19 protein-coding genes and 2 tRNA genes are annotated in these 17,956 nt (G+C 61.2%); 10 read left to right on the top strand and 11 right to left on the bottom strand.

The annotated features are described in order from the left end of the window. Positions 1–29: 29 nt before the first annotated feature. The gene (locus ACOYQJ_RS03725) at positions 30–932 is read left to right on the top strand and encodes an EamA family transporter (RefSeq protein WP_422904659.1); all 903 of its coding nucleotides are present in this window, start codon (positions 30–32) and stop codon (positions 930–932) included. Positions 933–974: 42 nt separating this feature from the next. Next, on the top strand, positions 975–1,589 hold the full coding sequence (locus tag ACOYQJ_RS03720; protein WP_422904658.1) for an inner membrane-spanning protein YciB: 615 nt from the start codon (positions 975–977) through the stop codon (positions 1,587–1,589). 29 nt (positions 1,590–1,618) lie between these two features. Here ACOYQJ_RS03720 and ACOYQJ_RS03715 read toward each other — a convergent pair whose 3' ends face one another. Continuing rightward, positions 1,619–2,056, bottom strand: coding sequence for an Lrp/AsnC family transcriptional regulator (locus ACOYQJ_RS03715; RefSeq protein ID WP_422904657.1), 438 nt, complete (start codon positions 2,054–2,056; stop codon positions 1,619–1,621). 109 nt (positions 2,057–2,165) lie between these two features. On the opposite strand from ACOYQJ_RS03715, the gene ACOYQJ_RS03710 reads away from it, so the two are divergent. The 4 genes from ACOYQJ_RS03710 (at position 2,166) to ACOYQJ_RS03695 (ending at position 7,354) form a co-directional block, all read left to right on the top strand. Further along, complete coding sequence (locus tag ACOYQJ_RS03710) at positions 2,166–3,326, top strand: type III PLP-dependent enzyme (RefSeq protein ID WP_422904656.1); 1,161 nt, start codon at positions 2,166–2,168, stop codon at positions 3,324–3,326. Between the two features lie 40 nt (positions 3,327–3,366). Beyond that, a complete protein-coding gene (locus tag ACOYQJ_RS03705) occupies positions 3,367–5,658 on the top strand; it encodes a xanthine dehydrogenase family protein molybdopterin-binding subunit (protein ID WP_422904655.1) in 2,292 nt (763 codons plus the stop codon). Beyond that, complete coding sequence (locus ACOYQJ_RS03700; protein WP_422904654.1) at positions 5,639–6,685, top strand: T6SS phospholipase effector Tle1-like catalytic domain-containing protein; 1,047 nt, start codon at positions 5,639–5,641, stop codon at positions 6,683–6,685. The genes ACOYQJ_RS03705 and ACOYQJ_RS03700 overlap by 20 nt, the downstream gene beginning before the upstream one ends. A gap of 201 nt (positions 6,686–6,886) precedes the next feature. Next, positions 6,887–7,354 (top strand): CoA-binding protein, encoded by a 468-nt coding sequence (locus ACOYQJ_RS03695; protein WP_422904653.1) that lies wholly within the window; start codon positions 6,887–6,889, stop codon positions 7,352–7,354. A 151-nt stretch (positions 7,355–7,505) separates the two neighbouring features. Here ACOYQJ_RS03695 and ACOYQJ_RS03690 read toward each other — a convergent pair whose 3' ends face one another. Continuing rightward, positions 7,506–7,817, bottom strand: a complete 312-nt coding sequence (locus tag ACOYQJ_RS03690; protein WP_422904652.1) for a phosphoribosyl-ATP diphosphatase — start codon at positions 7,815–7,817, stop codon at positions 7,506–7,508. Next, the gene (gene hisF, locus ACOYQJ_RS03685) at positions 7,814–8,572 is read right to left on the bottom strand and encodes an imidazole glycerol phosphate synthase subunit HisF (protein WP_422904651.1); all 759 of its coding nucleotides are present in this window, start codon (positions 8,570–8,572) and stop codon (positions 7,814–7,816) included. The genes ACOYQJ_RS03690 and hisF overlap by 4 nt, the downstream gene beginning before the upstream one ends. 189 nt (positions 8,573–8,761) lie before the next feature. Between hisF and ACOYQJ_RS03680 the strand changes: the two genes are divergently transcribed. Then, the gene (locus tag ACOYQJ_RS03680) at positions 8,762–9,040 is read left to right on the top strand and encodes an SDR family NAD(P)-dependent oxidoreductase (RefSeq protein ID WP_422904650.1); all 279 of its coding nucleotides are present in this window, start codon (positions 8,762–8,764) and stop codon (positions 9,038–9,040) included. Between the two features lie 184 nt (positions 9,041–9,224). Next, on the top strand, positions 9,225–9,668 hold the full coding sequence (locus tag ACOYQJ_RS03675; protein WP_422904649.1) for a DUF302 domain-containing protein: 444 nt from the start codon (positions 9,225–9,227) through the stop codon (positions 9,666–9,668). A gap of 41 nt (positions 9,669–9,709) precedes the next feature. On the opposite strand, the gene hisA is transcribed toward ACOYQJ_RS03675, so the two are convergent. Beyond that, positions 9,710–10,432 (bottom strand): 1-(5-phosphoribosyl)-5-[(5-phosphoribosylamino)methylideneamino]imidazole-4-carboxamide isomerase, encoded by a 723-nt coding sequence (hisA, locus tag ACOYQJ_RS03670; protein ID WP_422904648.1) that lies wholly within the window; start codon positions 10,430–10,432, stop codon positions 9,710–9,712. 174 nt (positions 10,433–10,606) lie between these two features. Here hisA and ACOYQJ_RS03665 point away from each other — a divergent pair, with 174 nt between their 5' ends. Together ACOYQJ_RS03665 and ACOYQJ_RS03660 are read left to right on the top strand one after the other, a co-directional pair. After that, entirely contained in the window at positions 10,607–10,990 is a 384-nt protein-coding gene (locus tag ACOYQJ_RS03665) for a DUF2147 domain-containing protein (RefSeq protein WP_422904647.1), read from the top strand. 122 nt (positions 10,991–11,112) lie between these two features. Further along, complete coding sequence (locus ACOYQJ_RS03660) at positions 11,113–11,502, top strand: DUF2147 domain-containing protein (RefSeq protein WP_422904646.1); 390 nt, start codon at positions 11,113–11,115, stop codon at positions 11,500–11,502. Here ACOYQJ_RS03660 and ACOYQJ_RS03655 read toward each other — a convergent pair. The 7 genes from ACOYQJ_RS03655 to ACOYQJ_RS03625 all read right to left on the bottom strand — a co-directional run bounded on the left by ACOYQJ_RS03655 (position 11,495) and on the right by ACOYQJ_RS03625 (position 17,898). Then, entirely contained in the window at positions 11,495–12,169 is a 675-nt protein-coding gene (locus ACOYQJ_RS03655; RefSeq protein WP_422904645.1) for a Dph6-related ATP pyrophosphatase, read from the bottom strand. The genes ACOYQJ_RS03660 and ACOYQJ_RS03655 overlap by 8 nt on opposite strands. Further along, entirely contained in the window at positions 12,166–12,801 is a 636-nt protein-coding gene (hisH, locus tag ACOYQJ_RS03650) for an imidazole glycerol phosphate synthase subunit HisH (RefSeq protein WP_422904644.1), read from the bottom strand. Before hisH ends, ACOYQJ_RS03655 begins: the two co-directional genes overlap by 4 nt. Before the next feature lie 83 nt (positions 12,802–12,884). Further along, positions 12,885–13,472 carry an imidazoleglycerol-phosphate dehydratase HisB gene (gene hisB, locus ACOYQJ_RS03645; RefSeq protein WP_422904643.1) on the bottom strand — a complete coding sequence of 196 codons (588 nt, stop codon included), beginning with the start codon at positions 13,470–13,472 and terminating at the stop codon, positions 12,885–12,887. 130 nt (positions 13,473–13,602) lie between these two features. Further along, a tRNA-Gly gene (locus tag ACOYQJ_RS03640) sits at positions 13,603–13,677 on the bottom strand. 87 nt (positions 13,678–13,764) lie between these two features. Beyond that, positions 13,765–13,839: transfer RNA gene (locus tag ACOYQJ_RS03635), tRNA-Gly, on the bottom strand. A gap of 116 nt (positions 13,840–13,955) precedes the next feature. Next, on the bottom strand, positions 13,956–14,360 hold the full coding sequence (locus ACOYQJ_RS03630; RefSeq protein ID WP_422904642.1) for a rhodanese-like domain-containing protein: 405 nt from the start codon (positions 14,358–14,360) through the stop codon (positions 13,956–13,958). A 94-nt stretch (positions 14,361–14,454) separates the two neighbouring features. Further along, positions 14,455–17,898 carry a pyruvate carboxylase gene (locus ACOYQJ_RS03625; protein WP_422904641.1) on the bottom strand — a complete coding sequence of 1,148 codons (3,444 nt, stop codon included), beginning with the start codon at positions 17,896–17,898 and terminating at the stop codon, positions 14,455–14,457. Between the last annotated feature and the right edge of the window lie 58 nt (positions 17,899–17,956).

The raw sequence follows: 17,956 nt of genomic DNA, 5'->3' as shown, positions 1-17,956 counted from the left end.
TGCGCGGGGGCAGAGCCCCTAATCGAACCTTGACTGATTGGCTCATCTCCATCGAAGGGACCGAGGCCGGTCACCAACTGGCGCTGATCCTCGCCGTGCTTGCCGCCTTTTTGCACGCGGTCTTTGGCGCGCTGCAAAAGGGGCGGCACGATCCCTGGCTGTCGCGCGGGGCGATCGACGGCGCCTATGGTCTGATGGCGGCGCCCTTTGCACTGTTTGTCGTGCCGTGGCCCGAACCGCATATGTGGCCGATCTTCGCAGGCGCTTTTGCCATTCACACTGTCTACAAACTGCTTCAGGCCTACGCCTACACCCGCGGCGCCTACACCGTTGTCTACCCGGTGGTGCGTGGCACCGGGCCGCTGTTCGCCGTTATCGGCGCCTGGTTGATCTTCGGAGAGGTCTTCACGCTGACCCAATGGCTTGGGGTTGCAACCTTGCTGGCGGGCATCTTCGGGCTTGCCGTCTATAACTACATTTACCTGATAACGGCGCGCGATACGCTGATTTCGGCCCTGAGTTTCGCGTTTGCGACGGGGCTGTTTGTGGCGCTCTACACCACCTATGACGCCTATGGCATCCGCGCCACGGCCAACCCGTTTACCTTCCTCGCGTGGTTTTTCATGTTCGATGGCGCGATCATGCCAGTGATCGCAACCCTACGTTATCGCGCCATGACCGCGCCGCCTGAACTGGCGCCCCTGCTGACCCGAGGGACAATCGGCGCAGTGATTGCTTTTTTCAGTTTCGGCTCAATCATGCTTGCCACGCGGCTCGACAAGGTCGGCGAAGCGGCGGTCTTACGCGAAACCTCAACCGTTTTTGCCGCCTTGATTGGCTGGCTGGTGCTCAAGGAAACGGTTGGTCCGCGCCGCATCGCTCTCATGGCTTTGATCGCTCTTGGGGCGGTTATCGTTGAGGTTGGCGGCTGAACCGCCTATCTGATGCTGAGTATTCGGCCAAAGGAGCCCTCCATGTCGCAAAAACGGATCAATCCAGGCCTCAAGACCACTCTTGAGATGGGCCCGATCATTGCCTTCTTCGCGGCCTACCTTTGGTTGAAGGATCGCGTCTTTATCATCGGTGGGACGGAGTACGAGGGCTTTATCCTTGTCACCGCCGGATTTATTCCGGTCTTCCTGATCGCCACCGGAATTCTTTGGAAACTGACCGGTCACCTCAGCCGGATGCAAGCTGTGACGGCGGTGCTCATCGTGGTGTTCGGCGGGTTGTCGGTCTGGCTGAACGACGATCGGTTCTTCAAGATGAAACCGACGCTGATTTATCTGTTGTTCGGCGGCGCGCTGGCCATTGGCCTGTTGCGCGGCGAAAGCTGGCTTCGGGCGGTGATGGAGGGGCTGATGCCCTTACAGGACAAAGGCTGGATGATCCTGACCCGCCGCGTGATGCTCTTGTTTTTCGGGCTTGCGGTGTTGAACGAAGTGATTTGGCGCACGATGTCGACCGAAACATGGGTCTATTTCAAGACCTTCGGCCTGACTGCCGCGATCTTTCTGTTCTTCATTTTGCAAAGCCGGTTGTTCAAGACCTACGGCATCGAAGAAGACAAGGGCGCCGACGCCTCCTGAGGTGCCACCGGCCGTGGGCGCGCAAAGGCTTACCCGCCGCCCCGGTCCAGCTTGGTGCTCAGGTGGATAAGGCTTTCCGAACTTTTGACCCCCTTCGCCTCGCCGATCAGGTCCAGCGTGCGATCCAGTTCTTCCGTGGTCTGCGCAATCAAGGTCACGATCATATCCACCCTGCCAGAGGTGGTATGCACCGCTTCGACAACCGGCATCGACTTGAGCCGCGCCAGAACCGCGGGACCAGAGCGCGGTTCGATGCTGACCAGCACGGTGGCCCGCAGCGCCGGACGCAGGGCGGGACCGCGCCGGATGGTAAACCCAGCCACCGCGCCGCGCGCCTGCAACCGGTCGATCCGCGCCTGAACCGTCGTTCGCGCGATCCCCAAGCGGCGGGCAAGGTCTGCCACAGGCAGGCGGGCGTCGTCTGACAGCAAGGCAATCAAGGCGCGGTCCGTTTCGTCAATCTGCATGAAAGCTCCTGCGATATGACGAATATTATGACGCAATGTGATTCTTTTGACGAGTGCAATTGTACCCATACGCAGCCAAGCTGAAAGAAAAGAGCATGAGGCGCGCGAAATGAGCATTCACACCGATATCCCGATCGACCCTGCCATCTGGCTGCGCCGCAAGGCCCCGGACGGTCCCGTTTTCTTCTTCTCGGCCAAGACGCTGGCGACGACTGCGGCGCAGTTTCAGCAGGGGTTTCCCGGCGAAGTGACCTATGCGGTCAAGGCCAATTCGATGCATGAGGTGCTGCAAACCCTTTCAGGCGCCGGAATGCAGGCCTTTGATGTGGCCTCGCCCGTTGAAATGGCGCAGGTGCGCGCGGTCAATCCTAACGCGCGGTTGCACTATCACAACCCGATACGCTCGAACGCAGAAATTCGCGAGGCCGAAAGCTTTGGCATCACCTCTTGGTCAATCGACCGGGCCAGCGAGTTGGATAAGCTTGGCGCGATTGCGGGGCAAGAGATCGCCGTACGTCTGAAGCTGCCGGTCAAAGGCGCGGCCTATGATTTTGGTGACAAATTCGGCGCCGAGCCAGAGGCCGCCATCGCGCTTTTGCGCACGGCTCAGGCGCGCGGCGCTGTGACCTCGATGACCTTTCATCCGGGCACGCAATGCGATGATCCCGCGCCTTGGCAGCGCTATATCACGGCCTGCGCCGAGATCGCCGGGCGCGCTGGCGTCCGCTTGACAAGGCTGAACGTCGGGGGCGGTTTTGCGGCCTTTCGCGGCGCGATACCGCCCGATCTTGGAGAGGTCTTTCGCGGCATCGGCCAAACCGTCCGCGAGGCTTTCGGCAACAGCCCGCCGCAACTGGTGTGCGAGCCGGGCCGCGCCATGGTCGCCGAGGCCTTTACTCTTGCGCTGCAGGTCAAGGCCGTCAGCGGCGAGGCTGTCGTTCTGAATGACGGCCTGTACGGCAGCTTGATGGAGTGGCGCGATCTGCCGCCTTCGCAGCGCATCCGGGTGCTTGGCCCGGAAGGCCGGCAAAGGCGCGGCCAGCCAGCGCCAAAGATCGTCTTTGGACCCACCTGCGACAGCCTTGACCGGCTGCCGGCGCCGCTGCCTTTGCCAGATGATCTGCAAGACGGCGATTACCTGTTGATCGACGCCATGGGCGCCTACAGCCAATGCCTGTCCACCGGGTTCAACGGTTACGGTACGGCACTTGTGGTCCCGACGGATCAACAATCGCGGCGGGTGGCTGGACACTGGCGCCGCGCCATCTAAAGTCCTTCGCAAACAGTCATTCTTGCGCGGGGAACAGGTCATGGACAAGTTCGGGAAAAGCCAGTCAGTCACTCGAGTGGAAGACAGCCGATTTTTGACGGGGCAGGGGAAGTATGTCGACGATATTGCGCCTCAGGGGGCGCTTCGGGCGTTTTATTTCCGGTCCCCTGTGGCGCATGCGGTGATCACTTCGCTGGACGTCTCGGCGGCGCGCGAGGCGGATGGCGTGCATCTGGTGATGACCGCCGAGGATATCAAAGCCGAAGGCGTGACCGAGGGCATGTCCTTTGCCACGATGAAAAACCGCGACGGTTCGGATGGCGCCAAGCCGCGCCGCCCCTTTCTGGCCGAAGACCGGCTGCGGTTTGTCGGCGAACCGGTGGCCCTTGTGGTGGCCGAAACGCTTGAGCAGGCCAAAGATGCCGCCGAGTTGATCGAGCTGGACTACGACGAACTGCCCGTCCACATGGAACTGGTCGCCGCAGGCGAACCGCTGCATCCCGAAGCCCCCGATAATCGCGCCTTTGACTTTGGTCTGGGCGACGAAGAGGGCACCGCCAAGGCGCTAGAGGCTTCGGATCGCGTGATCCGGCTTGAGGTTGGCGACAACCGGATCATCGTCAATTCGATGGAGCCGCGCGGCTGCTTTTCCGAATGGACTGACGGCAAGGTGCACCTGTCTTTCAACGGGCAGGGCGTCTGGGGCATGAAGGGCGAATTGGCCCGCGTCTTCGATCTGGAGGGCGAGCAAATTCGCGTCACCAACCCCGATGTCGGTGGCGGCTTTGGCATGAAGGGCATGCCGTACCCTGAATATTTCACCGTCCCGCTGGCTGCCAGGATGTTGGGCCGCCCGGTGCGCTGGATGTCCGACCGGACCGAGGCCATGCTGACCGACAACGCGGGCCGCGATCTGGTGACCATGGCCGAGCTGGGTTTTGACGCCGCTGGCAAGATCACCGCCTACCGGGTGCATAATTTCTGCAACCTCGGGGCCTATTGTTCGAACTTCGCGCAGGCGATCCAGTCCAACCTGTTCGCCCGCGTTCTGACCGGCACCTACGACATCCAGACGGCTTATCTGCGCTGCGAGGGGATCCTGACCAACACCACGCAGGTCGACGCATATCGCGGCGCTGGCCGCCCCGAGGCGATCTATGTGCTCGAACGCATCATGGACCGCGCTGCGCGGGAATTGGGCAAAGATCCATTGGAATTGCGCCGCCTCAATTTCATCAAAGAGTTTCCGTATAAGACTGTGACGGGAGAAACCTATGATGTGGGCGATTTCCCTCGTGTGCTGGATCATGCGATGAAAACCGCCGACATCGCGGGCTTTGACGCGCGCCGGGCCGCTTCGGAGGCGGCAGGCAAATTGCGCGGCCTTGGCCTGTGTTACTATATTGAAAGTATTCTGGGCGATCCTTCCGAAGGCGTTCAGGTTGATTTCACCGAGGAGGGTGGCGCGCTGATCTACGTGGGCACACAGTCGAACGGGCAGGGACATGAGACCGTCTTTGCGCAGTTCCTGTCTGATCAGACGGGCATTCCGGCCGATAAGATTCAGGTCATTCAGGGCGATTCCGACCTGATCGCCCAAGGCGGCGGCACCGGCGGGTCGCGCTCGGTCACGACGCAAACAAACGTGACGCTCAAGGCCGTGCGCGAAATGGTTGAAGGCTTTTCCGCGTTTCTTGCTGATGAGATGGGCGTCGCGCCCGAAGATGTCTCGTTCGACGACGAACGGTTCCGCGCCGAAGGGTCCAACCTGCACCCGACCATGCTGGAGGCGGCGCAGATGGCCCGCGAAGCTGGGCGCGAGGATCTGCTGGTCTGGAAAGCGCGCGAACAACTGCCCGCGCGCAGCTATCCCAACGGGGCGCATTTTGCCGAGGTGGAAATCGACGTCGAAACCGGGAAGGTGATCTGCGATCGTTATCACGTGGTCGATGATTTCGGCAATCTGATCAACCCGATGCTGGCCGAAGGGCAGGTGCACGGCGGTGTGGCGCAGGGGCTTGGTCAGGCGCTTGTCGAACATGTCGTCTATGACGACGAAGGCCAGCTGCTGACCGCTACGTTCATGGACTATGGTATGCCGCGCGCGGATGATATGCCTTGGGTCCATTTCGAGACCGAGCCGGTGCCGTCAACCGCCAACCCCATGGGCATGAAGGGCTGTGGCGAAGCTGGAACCGTCGGCGCTATGGCGGCGATGGGCAATGCAGTGCAGGATGCGCTATGGGCGCGTGGAGTGAAACAGGTGGATATGCCATTCACACCTCAGAGGGTGTGGGAAATGTTGAAGGACAATGCGGTCGCGGCTGAGTGATAAGCTTTTAGGGTGGATCCGGCGGCGCTTTTCCACCGGACGCTCTGCCTATGCGCCGCGTCGCGGACCTGTAGACCATGTGATCATTCTTGATGGCACCATGTCCTCGCTCAAACCGGGCGAGGAAACCAATGCCGGTCTGACTTTTCGCCTGCTCAGCGAAGTGGGCCATGCCTCATTGTATTATGAGGCCGGTGTGCAATGGTCTGACTGGCGCTCGACCCCGGATGTGATCATGGGGCGCGGGATCAATCGACAAATCCGCCGGGCCTATGGCTATCTCGCCTCGCGTTACCGCAGCGGTGACCGGATCATCCTGATGGGCTATTCGCGCGGGGCCTATGCGGTGCGTTCCTTGGCCGGGATCATCGACCGGGTGGGACTGGTGCGCGCCGATCAGGCCACGGTGCGCAATGTCCGCCAGGCGTACAGGCTGTACCAATACGATACGGGGGGACAGGTCGCGGAAGATTTCAAGCGCGCGTTTTGCCACGAGTCCGCACCGATCGAAATGGTGGGCGTTTGGGATACGGTCAAAGCGCTTGGTCTGCGCCTGCCGATCTTCTGGCGGCTGTATCGGGACGAACACGCGTTTCACAACCACGAACTGGGCGCGTCGGTCCGGCGCGGTTATCAGGCGTTGGCCTATGACGAAACGCGCATGGCCTATGCGCCTGTGCTCTGGTCCAGCCCCAAGGAATGGACGGGACAGATTGAACAGGTCTGGTTCCGCGGCACCCACGGCGATGTCGGTGGGCAATTGGGGGATTTCACCGAGGCGCGCGGCTTGTCGAACATTCCGCTGGTCTGGATGCTGGAACGGTTGGAAGGCTGCGGCGTTGAGTTGCCGGAAGGCTGGCGCGCACGCTTTCCCTGCGATCCCAATGCGCCTTCGGTGGGGACGTGGTCAGGGATCGCGAAACTGTTTCTGCTGCGCCACGCCCGGGCCATTGGGCGCGATCCGTCAGAGCATGTCCATGCAACCTTGCAACGAGTTATGCCCAAACCGCCCTTGGCTGAGACGTGAGATTTGCCTTTGGCTGATCGTCAAGAAAAATGTTCACAGTTTCTTGACAACCCTTTTAACTGTGACATTCCCGCCTATATTCCTATCAGGTCGCGGGGCCGGAACCCCCGCGAAACCTTCACTGTCCCTCGTTCCGTGACTGGCGCCCGGGTTTTGCCCCGGGCGCTTTTTCTTTCTCAAAAAGGGGGATAGACTGCGCTCATGCAGTATTCTGACGCTTTTCTCAAAGATATCCTGACCCGCACCAAAGTGGTGGCTGTCGTTGGTGTGTCGATGAACCCGGTGCGGCCCAGCTATTATGTGGCGCGGTATCTGACACTCAAAGGGTTCAAGGTGGTTCCGGTCAATCCCGGGAACGCCGGGCAACGGCTGTTTGGGCAAGAGGTGCGGGCGAGCCTGTCGGACTGCCCTGACACGGTGGATATGGTCGATATTTTCCGACGCTCGGAACATGTGACCCCTATCGTCGAAGAAGCGTTGCAGGTGTTTCCGGAGCTGCGCACGGTCTGGATGCAGATTGGCGTCGAGAACGCGGAAGCCGCGGCACTGGCCGAGGCACGCGGCATTGATGTAATCCAGAACCGTTGCCCCAAGATCGAATATCAGCGCCTGTTTGGCGAATTGCGCATGGGCGGATTCAACACCGGGGTGATTTCTTCCAAGTTGTGACGCTGTGCGGCGCTGTTTGCCTTTGGCAAAGACGCCCCGCCCACCGTCCCTTGGCGTCTGAGGTAACCGATTTACTTCCACCCAAGTGAACCGATCCCGCGCTGTTCTAGGATGTCATACCGCAGGATAAAGAAAAGTCGCGCCGGTGGGGTCAGCCTTTTCGCGAGGCCTTCTCTGCCAGACCCGATTGCGATTGCCGACTTTCAAGAACCTGCATGACCTGCGCCAAGGCGACGCCTCGGGCGCGCAGCATCACAAGCAGATGAAACAGCACATCCGCAGCCTCTGAGGCCAGCTTGTCCGGGTCGTTCTTGACCGCTTCGATGATGGCTTCTATCGCCTCTTCGCCGAATTTCTCGGCACATTTCTCCGGACCTTTGGCCAGCAGCTTGGCTGTCCAGCTTTCTTCGGGTGAGGCTTCGGCGCGGGCAGCGACGATTTGTTCAAGCTCTTCGAGGGTCATAGGCGCACCGGCACGCCAGCTGCGGCCATATGGGCCTTGGCTTCGGCGATGGTGAAAGTCCCGAAGTGAAAGATTGAGGCTGCCAAAACGGCGCTCGCATGTCCTTCGGTGACGCCCTGGACAAGGTGGTCCAGCGTGCCGACACCGCCCGAGGCGATGACGGGAATATCCACCGCGTCGGCAATGGCGCGGGTCAAGGGCAGGTTGAAGCCCGCCTTGGTGCCGTCGCGATCCATCGAGGTCAGCAGGATTTCCCCGGCGCCCTTGGCGGCAATCATCACGGCGAATTCCACGGCGTCGATACCTGTGGACTTGCGTCCGCCGTGGGTGAAAATCTCCCAGCGGCCCGGCTCGACCGTTTTGGCGTCAATCGCGCAGACGATACATTGCGAGCCGAAGTGGTCGGCAGCTTCGGCCACCACATCAGGATTGGCGACGGCGGCGGAATTGAACGAAACCTTGTCCGCCCCGGCCAGCAAAAGCGCCCTCACGTCAGCCACGGTACGCACGCCGCCACCGACGGTCAGCGGGATGAAACATTGTTCGGCGGTGCGGGTGACCACGTCGAACATGGTGCCGCGGTTTTCGTGGGTGGCGTGAATGTCGAGAAAGCAAATCTCGTCCGCGCCTGCGGCGTCATAGGCGCGGGCGGCATCAACCGGATCGCCGGCGTCGACGAGATCGACGAAATTCACGCCTTTGACGACGCGGCCATCGGCGACATCAAGGCAGGGGATGATACGGGTTTTCAACATGCGGTTCAGGTAGCGCGAAACAGCGGGGTTTGTGAAGATGCCTCGGGCAGGAATTGAGCATTTGGTGCACGCAGACCGGCGAAGGCTGTCCATTTCTGCCGCGGTATGTTTCGTGAAAGGCAAATAGGAGAGACAACCAAGAGCCGTAATTTCGCGAATTATCCAAGCCTGAAGGGTAAGGCGGTCTCTGTGACCGGGGGCGCCTCGGGGATCGGGGCCGAGATTGTCAAAGGATTTGCGGCGCAGGGCGCGCGGGTTGGCTTTGTCGATCTGGATGAAAGCGCGTCAAAGGCGCTGGTCGGCGCTTTGGAGGGCAAGCACGCTTATGCGATCGCCGATCTGCGCGATATCGCGGCGCTGCGCAATGCGATGCAATCGTTGAAGGATCAGCTTGGCCCGGTGCAGGTACTGGACAACAATGCCGCCCGCGATGACCGCCACGATTGGCGCGAAGTGGAGCCCGACTAATGGGACGACCGGCAGGACACCAACCTGCGGCACATGTTCTTTGCCATCCAGTCCGTGGTGCCGGATATGATCGAGGCCGGGTCGATCTGAAGGCTGCGCTCACGCGCGCTCGCGGGATTGTGCCTATGAATGCTTCTGGCAATGCGAGAGCATGACGCCTTTGGATCTGTCGAAGGAGGCCGCCATGAAATCTGCCATTGCCGCTCTGTGCTTGACGCTTCTGCCGCTTGCTGCAGGGGCGGAGGTCGTCAAGGTTCCGGCCTCGGCGGATGTGCCCGAGACGATGGATGCCCTTGTCGCAGCTGTCAAAGGGGCGGGGGCCACGGTCTTTGCCCGCGTGGATCATGCCAAGGGCGCCGAAGGCATCGGCGAAGATCTGCAACCTGCGCAGCTGTTGATCTTTGGCAACCCCAAGTTGGGCACACCCGCCATGCAGGACGATATTCAGGCGGGGCTTTTACTGCCGTTGCGGGTTCTGGTTTACGAGGACGCCGGGAAGGTCTGGCTGGCCTACGAGGATCCCGCCGAAATGCTGACGGCTCTGGATGGTGTCGGGCCAGAGGCAGGCTATTTGCCGGTGATGGCCGGGGCGCTGGCCAAACTGACAGCCAAGGCGGCCGGGCAATAACGCGCGTTGACCTGCCCCAAACGCGGGGCAGGTTGATTGGCTCAGGCGCGCAGGGCCTTGATCGCCTCGTTCAGGTCCAATGCGCCGTCATAAAGCGCCCGGCCCGAGATTGCGCCGTTCAGAGGAGCACCGCAGTCTCGCAGGGCCTTCAGGTCTTTGAGCGAGGAAACGCCGCCCGAGGCGATCACCGGGATCGTCACGGCATGGGCAAGCGCTGCCGTCGCGGCCACGTTCGGCCCCTGCATTGCGCCGTCACGGTTGATGTCGGTGTAAATGATCGCTGCAACGCCCGCATCTTCAAAGGATTTCGCCAAATCGGTGGCGTCCACATCGGTGACTTCGGCCCAGCCTTTGGTGGCGACGCGGCCATCCCTAGCGTCGATGCCGACGGCGATCTTGCCGGGAAAGGCCTTGGCGGCCTCGCGCACCAGATCGGGGTTTTCGACCGCGACAGTGCCGAGGATGACGCGCGCCAGCCCCTTGGACAGCCACATTTCGATGGTCGCCATGTCGCGGATGCCGCCGCCCAGTTGTGCCGGGGTCTGGGTTTGGGACAAGATCGCCTCGACCGCGGCGCCATTCACAGGCTCTCCGGCAAAGGCGCCGTTCAGATCGACAAGGTGCAGCCATTCGCAACCGGCGGCAACAAATTCCAACGCTTGCGCGGCGGGGTCGTCGTTGAAGACAGTGGCCTTGTCCATGTCGCCGCGCAGCAGGCGCACGGCCTTGCCATCCTTCAAATCGATAGCGGGATAGAGGATCATTTTTGATTGCCCTTCCAAATACTTGCCTGCCCTTTATTCTGACGTAGCGGCATGCACAAGCCGCAGAAGTTCACCGCGCCGTGACGTCATGACCTTTTAGGCCCTCACGTAAAGCTTGATCCACAAGGGTTAGGCGCGTCAAGCTGACCTCATCACTCAGGGAGGAGAGAAATCATGAAGGCATTCATGCTGGGCTTTGGGCTTTCGGTTTTGGCCGGACTGGCCCATGCCGACCCTATCGAAGGCGTCTGGAAGACCGAGGTCGACGATGGCCGCTATGCCTATGTCACCATGCAGCCCTGTGGACCAAATGTCTGCGGCGTGATCAGCCGGTCCTTTGAGGGCGGGGCCGAATACAACTCGCCCAACAAGGGCAAGATGCTGGTGCGGAACATGGCGCCTCAGGGCGGCGGCAAGTACAAGGGCAAGGTCTGGCGCCCCTCCAATGACAAGGTCTACATCGGCAAGATGAGCCTGAGCGGCAACATCTTAAAGCTTTCAGGCTGCGTAGCCGGTGGGCTGTTGTGCTCCAGCCAGACATGGACCCGCGTGCAGTAAGCGGAACGGTGCCGAGCCAGTGGGCTGATTGCGGTCAGCCCACTGGTAAAGCGCCAAAGACTGGTTACCTGATTGAAGTCAGGCCCGAATGGGCGCTGCCTTCATGAAAGGTGAAACCAACCATGAAACCCCTCGCCATTGCCACTATTTGTGCGGTTCTGGCATCTCCGGTGCTGGCCTCTGACCCTGCCGAGGGTCTCTGGAAAACCGAGCCGGACCGCAAGAAACTGACCAGTCATATCCAGATTGCCCCCTGCGGGGCGGCGCTTTGTGGCCGGGTGATCAAGGCCTTCGATCAACAAGGCCGCGAAGTGATGACACCGAATGTCGGCAAACCTTTGTTCTGGGATCTCAAGGCTTTGGGCGCGGGCCGCTATGCCGGGGGAACGGTCTTTGTGCCGCTGCTCAACGTGACCGCCAAGGCCAAGGCAGAACTGACCGGCAACACGCTTGAGGTGATCGGTTGCAAAGGCGCGATTTGCGACGGTCAGGTCTGGACCCGGCTCAAGTAAGCGGGATCACGTCCGCATAGGCATAGCCTTCGCGCAGTACGACTTCGCCCAGTTCATGGGCGACGGGGGCGGCAAACCCCGGCCCGTCTGTAACAACCGTGTGAAATTCGCCATTCTCACCGCAGGGATCGACCCCTTCGGGCAGGGCCGCGACGAATGCCGCGTCCCAAGGCTGGCCGCACAGCGATTCGGGAACGCGCGCTGGATCGCAGGTCACGATGCGCGCCTTGATCCCGGCCTCTTGCATTTCACGCGCCAGGCCAAGCGTCTCGCGCTCCCACAGCGGGAAGATCGCGGTCAGGCCGGTGCCTTCCAGCTTTTCCTCGCGATAGCGCCGGATATCTTCAAGGAACAGATCGCCAAAGACGATGTGAGTGATCCCGCGCGCTGCGATCTCTTGCGTGGCCTCGGCCATGCGTGCCTCGTAAACCTCGTTTGGGCAAGGAAAGGGCAGGGGCACTTCGATCAATGGCAGACCCAGGGCCGCTGCTTGTGCCTGCAACAGTGCCCGCCGCGTGCCGTGCATGGCAACCCTGTCGTGGGTCTCGTTTACCGTCGTCAAAAGCGCCTCGACCTGAGCCAGTCCCTGCTGGCGGCAGATATGCAAGGCATAGGCGCAATCCTTGCCCGAGGACCAGCTTAGAACCGCGCGCGGGGCGGCGCTCATGGGCGCCACTTGAGAAAGTTGGCGATCATCCGCAGGCCGGTGTCCGAGCTTTTTTCCGGGTGGAATTGCAGGCCGATGCGATTGTCCTGTCCGACAATGGCCGTGACGTCACCGCCGTAGTCTACATGCGCAATGCGCTGGGCCGGGTCGGCCAGACGCATCTGGTAGGAATGCACAAAATAGGCGTGATCCCCCGTTTGGATGCCGTCCAACACCGGATGCGGGCGCTCGATCACCAGATCGTTCCAGCCCATGTGTGGCACCTTCAACGACGGATCGTTCGGTGTGATATGCATCACTTCCCCGTCGATCCAGCCCAGCCCTTCGCATTCTTCGTACTCATGGCCCATGCGTGCCATGAGTTGCATGCCGACGCAAATCCCCAAGAATGGGCGCCCGCGCGTCTCGACCGCCTCAACCATGGCTTCGAAACAGCCCGAGGCCCGCAAAGCGCGGGAACAGGACGGAAAGGCACCGTCACCGGGCAACACGATATGATCGGCCCGGGACACGACATCGGGATCGGTGGTCACCACCACCTCGCTGCCGCCAGCCTCTGCCGCCATCCGTTGAAAGGCTTTCTCGGCTGAGTGCAGATTTCCGCTTTCGTAATCAATGATCGCCGTCAGCATGTCTTGCTCAGACCCCTGTCTTCTTGGTGTTCAAAATACTCTGGTGCCAGCAGGGGGGCGGACCCCCGCTGCCAACCGGATTGTCAGAGCGCGCCTTTGGTGGAGGGAATCGCATCACCCTTGCGGGCGTCGGGCTCTACGGCTTCGCGCAGCGCCCGGGCCACCGCCTTGAAGGCCGCCTCAGTAATGTGGTGCGAATTGATCCCGTGCAGTGCGTCTACGTGCAGGGTGATCCCGCCGTGAGTGCTCAGCGCCTGAAAGAACTCGCGCACCAATTCGGTGTCGAAGGTGCCGATCTTGGGCGAGGGCAGGTCAAGGTTCCAAACAAGGAAGGGGCGGCCCGACAAATCCAGCGCCGCACGCACCAGCGCGTCGTCCATCGGCAGCAGGCAAGAGCCGTAACGCCGAATGCCGCGCTTGTCCCCCAGCGCCTGCGACAGGGCCTGCCCCAGCGCGATCCCGGTATCTTCGACCGTATGGTGGTCATCGACGTGCAGATCGCCCGTGGCGCGCACGGTCATGTCAATCAAGGCATGGCGCGACAACTGATCCAGCATGTGGTCGAAAAAGCCCACACCGGTCTGGTTTTCATAGGTCCCGCTGCCGTCCAGATCGATCTCGACCTCGATCGAGGTCTCAGCGGTCTTGCGGCTGATCTTGGCCTTGCGCATTCGAAGTCTCCTTGGCGTCACGGGCATCGCGGGCCTTATAGGGCTTGCACCCGCCCGCGCCAATAGCACACGGCCCGCTCGGATGCGGTTCGTGTCGATCTTACCAATGTTCCGAAGAGAAAAGAGAAAATGGAGCGGGCGAGGCGATTCGAACGCCCGACCCTTACCTTGGCAAGGTAATGCTCTACCCCTGAGCTACGCCCGCAAACCATTTTCTTCTGACTTCTCAGGTTTCCCCAAAAACCAACCATTCAAAGGCTTTGTCTTTGGACCCCTAAAAAGGCCAACCATTTGGAGCGGGCGAGGCGATTCGAACGCCCGACCCTTACCTTGGCAAGGTAATGCTCTACCCCTGAGCTACGCCCGCGTGCCAAATGGTGAGGGGGATTTAAGCCGGGGCGCGCATGGGTGCAAGAGGAAAAATGAACAATTTTGCCTCTGCCGCAAACGAGGCTTCCATGCGCCGCAAGCGCAGGGAAACCCTCAGCCCCATTGGCTTTCCTTTTCCACGGCTCCGCCCTGTTTCACCCAGTCCGAGAAGCCGTCCCGCATATGCGCTGCCTCGAATCCCATCCCGGCCAGAGCCGCCACGGTCAAAGCTGACCGCCAGCCCGACGCGCAGTGAAAGACATAGCGCTTGCCCTCTTGGGCAAATACCGGCTTGTGATAGGGGCTTTCGGGGTCGACCCAGAATTCGATCATGCCGCGCGGGGCGTGGACGGCGCCGGGAATATAGCCCAGTTTTTGCCGCTCGCGGATATCACGGATGTCAACGATCACCACATCCGGATCGTCCAGCATCGCCATCGCCTCGTCGGTCGTGACCTCCTGAATGCGGGCGCGCGCCTCGGCGACCAGCTGCGCCGAGGATTTTTTCAAACCGCTCATCATTTTCCTCCCGTTGCACTTGCTTCAAGAAGTCCCCGCCATTCAGCAGGGTGAGTGGATTTCTGGCTTCGAAATCCACTCACCCCGGCTCATTTCACTCGAACTCGATCAGCAGGTCTTTTGCGTCGATCTGCGCACCGGGTGTGACGTGGACCGCTTTGACGACCCCGTCGTGTTCGGCGTGCATGCCTGTTTCCATCTTCATCGCTTCGATGGTCAGCAGCAGATCGCCAGTCTTGACCTTGGCCCCCGCCTGCACCGCGACCGAGGCGACGACGCCGGGCATCGGTGCGCCGACGTGGTTGGCATTCCCAAGTTCGGCTTTGGGGCGCGCGGCGGTGCTGGCCGCAGCCTTGCGATCGGGTACGCGGATCGTGCGGGGCTGGCCGTTCAGCTCGAAGAAGACCTTCACATTGCCGTCTTCCTGCGTTTCACCCACCGCTGAGAGGCGGATTTCCAGCGTCTTGCCGGGGTCGATCTCGGCGGTGACTTCCTCGCCCGGCTCCATGCCATAGAAAAAGGCCTTGGTCGGAAGGGTGCGCACCGGGCCGTACTGGCGGTGGCGGCCCATGTAGTCGAGGAAGACCTTCGGGTACATCAGGTAGCCGTTCAGATCCTCGTCATCAATCGTCATCCCCTCCAGCTCTTTGGACAAAGTGGCCCGAGCCGCTTCGATATCCACCGGCGCGGCTTTCAGGCCGGGGCGTTCGGTAAAGGGTTTCTCGTCCTTCAGGATCTTTTTCTGAATCGCCTTGGGCCAGCCGCCCGGGGGCTGGCCAAGGTTGCCTTTCATCATGTCGATGACCGAATCCGGGAACGACAGATCAACCTTCGGATCCTCGACCTGAGTCCGTGTCAGCCCTTGCGACACCATCATCAGGGCCATATCCCCGACCACCTTGGACGAGGGCGTGACCTTGACGATATCGCCGAACATCTGGTTCACATCGGCATAGGTCTGGGCGACCTCGTGCCACTTTTCCTCCAGCCCAAGGCTGCGTGCCTGCGCCTTGAGGTTGGTAAACTGGCCGCCGGGCATTTCGTGCAGGTAAACCTCGGAGGCCGGGGCCTGAAGGCCGGATTCGAAGGCCGCGTATTGGCCGCGCACCGCTTCGAAGTAGTTCGAGATCTCGCGGATCGCCGAGATGTCCAGCCCGGTGTCGCGTTCAGTAAAGCGCAGGGCTTCAACGACCGAGCCCAGCGTCGGCTGCGAGGTATTGCCCGAGAAACTGTCCATCGCGGCGTCAACCGCGTCCACGCCAGCGGCCTGCGCTGCCATGATGGTCGAAATTGCCGCGCCCGAGGTGTCATGCGTGTGGAAGTGGATCGGCAGGCCGACCTCTTCTTTCAGTGCCTTGACCAGTGCCCCGGCGGACGAGGCTTTGAGAAGTCCGGCCATGTCCTTGAGACCCAGCACATGCGAGCCTGCGGCCTTCAGCTCCTTGCCCATGGCAACATAGTATTTCAGGTCATACTTGGCGCGGTCAGGGTCAAGGATATCGCCGGTATAGCAGATCGTGCCTTCTAGCACCTTGCCGGTGTCCAGCACAGCGTCCATCGCGACGCGCATGTTCTCGACCCAGTTCAGGCTGTCGAATACGCGGAAGACGTCGACTCCGGTCTCGGCGGCCTGTTTTACGAAGAACTGCACCACGTTGTCGGGATAGTTGGTATAGCCGACGCCGTTGGCGCCGCGCAGCAGCATCTGGGTCATCAGGTTGGGCATGCGGGCGCGCAGATCGCGCAGCCGCTGCCACGGGCATTCCTGCAAGAAGCGATAGGCCACGTCAAAGGTCGCGCCGCCCCAGCATTCAACCGAGAACAGTTGCGGCAGGTTGTGGGCATAGGCCGGTGCCGCATGGATCATGTCGATCGAGCGCATGCGGGTTGCCAGCAGGGATTGGTGCCCGTCACGCATGGTGGTGTCGGTAATCAGCAGCTGTTTCTGCGCCAGCATCCAGTCGGCCACGGCCTGTGGACCCTTTTCCTCCAGCAGGTTGCGAGTGCCGGGGACGGGCGTTTCGACGTGCAGCTTTGGCGCGCGTGCAGGTTTGAGATCGGCTGCGGGACGCACCCGGCCTTCGGTCTCGGGGTGTCCGTTTACCGTGATATCCGCGATATAGGTCAGCACCTTGGTGCCCCGGTCTCGGCGCTTGCGGAAATGGAACAGCTCTGGCGTCGTGTCGATGAACTTGGTGCTGTACTGATTGTTCAGGAACACCGGATGCTTGAGCAGGTTGATGACGAACTCGATGTTCGTGGTCACGCCGCGGATACGGAATTCGCGCAGGGCTCGATCCATCCGAGAGATCGCTTTTTCCGGCGTCTGCGCCCATGCGGTGACCTTGACCAGCAGCGAATCGTAATAGCGTGTGATCACGCCGCCCGCATAAGCCGTGCCGCCGTCCAGACGGATGCCCATGCCGGTTGCGCTGCGATAGGCGGTCAGGCGGCCATAGTCTGGGATAAAGTTGTTCGCCGGGTCCTCGGTGGTGATCCGGGTCTGCAGGGCGTGGCCGTTCAGGCGGATGTCGTACTGGCTGGCCTTACCAGTGGCCTCGGCCAGAGATTTGCCCTCGGCGATCAGGATCTGCGCCTGCACGATGTCGATGCCGGTGACCTCTTCGGTGACGGTATGTTCGACCTGCACGCGCGGGTTGACCTCGATGAAATAAAAGGCGCCGGTGTCCATATCCATCAGGAATTCGACGGTGCCGGCGCATTCGTAATTCACATGGGCACAGATCTTGCGGCCGAGCTCGCAGATTTCCTCGCGCTGGGCTTCGCTCAGATAGGGGGCCGGGGCGCGCTCGACCACCTTTTGGTTGCGCCGTTGGACCGAGCAATCGCGTTCGTACAGATGGTAGATGTTGCCGTGGCTGTCGCCAAGAATCTGCACCTCGACATGGCGGGCGCGGATGATCATCTTTTCCAGATAACCTTCACCGTTGCCAAAGGCGGCCTCGGCCTCGCGGCGGCCTTCAAGCACCTTTTCCTTCAGCTCGTCTGGGCCTTCGATCGGGCGCATGCCGCGCCCGCCGCCGCCCCAGGAGGCCTTGAGCATCAGCGGATAGCCAACCTCGTCCGCCTCTGCCCGGATCGCTTCGAAATCATCCCCCAGAACCTCGGTGGCCGGGATGACTGGCACGCCAGCCTCGATCGCGACCCGGCGGGCGCTGGCCTTGTCTCCAAGGGCGCGCATGGTTGCCGCCTTGGGGCCGATAAAGGTGATCCCGTTCGCCTCGCAGGCATCGACGAAATCGGGGTTTTCCGACAGCAGGCCATAGCCCGGATGGATCGCGTCAGCGCCGCTTTCCTTGGCGACGCGGATGATCTCGTCGATGCTCAGATAGGCCTGTACCGGCCCCAGCCCTTCGCCGATGCGATACGCTTCATCTGCCTTGAAACGGTGCAGGCCCAGCTTGTCCTCCTCGGCATAGACGGCCACCGTCTTTTTCCCCATCTCGTTGGCTGCGCGCATGATGCGAATGGCGATCTCACCACGGTTTGCGATCAGGATCTTGTTAAAGCTGGTCATATGGGTCGTCCCCCGATTAGGCAGTTTGGACAGGGCATAGATCTTTCCAGTCATAGGG

The sequence above is a fragment of the Pacificoceanicola algae genome (genome assembly GCF_049341065.1).
Classification (GTDB): Bacteria; Pseudomonadota; Alphaproteobacteria; order Rhodobacterales; family Rhodobacteraceae; genus Pacificoceanicola.
This window is presented reverse-complemented; position numbering and strand designations above follow the sequence as displayed.

Excerpts from the sequence above, each read along its gene's own strand:
- ACOYQJ_RS03720 (WP_422904658.1), top strand. The coding sequence starts at position 975 with ATGTCGCAAAAACGGATCAATCCAGGCCTCAAGACCACTCTTGAGATG.
- ACOYQJ_RS03715 (WP_422904657.1), bottom strand. The coding sequence starts at position 2,056 with ATGCAGATTGACGAAACGGACCGCGCCTTGATTGCCTTGCTGTCAGAC.
- ACOYQJ_RS03710 (WP_422904656.1), top strand. The coding sequence starts at position 2,166 with ATGAGCATTCACACCGATATCCCGATCGACCCTGCCATCTGGCTGCGC.
- ACOYQJ_RS03705 (WP_422904655.1), top strand. The coding sequence starts at position 3,367 with ATGGACAAGTTCGGGAAAAGCCAGTCAGTCACTCGAGTGGAAGACAGC.
- ACOYQJ_RS03700 (WP_422904654.1), top strand. The coding sequence starts at position 5,639 with ATGCGGTCGCGGCTGAGTGATAAGCTTTTAGGGTGGATCCGGCGGCGC.
- ACOYQJ_RS03695 (WP_422904653.1), top strand. The coding sequence starts at position 6,887 with ATGCAGTATTCTGACGCTTTTCTCAAAGATATCCTGACCCGCACCAAA.
- ACOYQJ_RS03690 (WP_422904652.1), bottom strand. The coding sequence starts at position 7,817 with ATGACCCTCGAAGAGCTTGAACAAATCGTCGCTGCCCGCGCCGAAGCC.
- hisF (WP_422904651.1), bottom strand. The coding sequence starts at position 8,572 with ATGTTGAAAACCCGTATCATCCCCTGCCTTGATGTCGCCGATGGCCGC.
- ACOYQJ_RS03675 (WP_422904649.1), top strand. The coding sequence starts at position 9,225 with ATGAAATCTGCCATTGCCGCTCTGTGCTTGACGCTTCTGCCGCTTGCT.
- hisA (WP_422904648.1), bottom strand. The coding sequence starts at position 10,432 with ATGATCCTCTATCCCGCTATCGATTTGAAGGATGGCAAGGCCGTGCGC.
- ACOYQJ_RS03665 (WP_422904647.1), top strand. The coding sequence starts at position 10,607 with ATGAAGGCATTCATGCTGGGCTTTGGGCTTTCGGTTTTGGCCGGACTG.
- ACOYQJ_RS03660 (WP_422904646.1), top strand. The coding sequence starts at position 11,113 with ATGAAACCCCTCGCCATTGCCACTATTTGTGCGGTTCTGGCATCTCCG.
- ACOYQJ_RS03655 (WP_422904645.1), bottom strand. The coding sequence starts at position 12,169 with ATGAGCGCCGCCCCGCGCGCGGTTCTAAGCTGGTCCTCGGGCAAGGAT.
- hisH (WP_422904644.1), bottom strand. The coding sequence starts at position 12,801 with ATGCTGACGGCGATCATTGATTACGAAAGCGGAAATCTGCACTCAGCC.
- hisB (WP_422904643.1), bottom strand. The coding sequence starts at position 13,472 with ATGCGCAAGGCCAAGATCAGCCGCAAGACCGCTGAGACCTCGATCGAG.
- ACOYQJ_RS03630 (WP_422904642.1), bottom strand. The coding sequence starts at position 14,360 with ATGAGCGGTTTGAAAAAATCCTCGGCGCAGCTGGTCGCCGAGGCGCGC.
- ACOYQJ_RS03625 (WP_422904641.1), bottom strand. The coding sequence starts at position 17,898 with ATGACCAGCTTTAACAAGATCCTGATCGCAAACCGTGGTGAGATCGCC.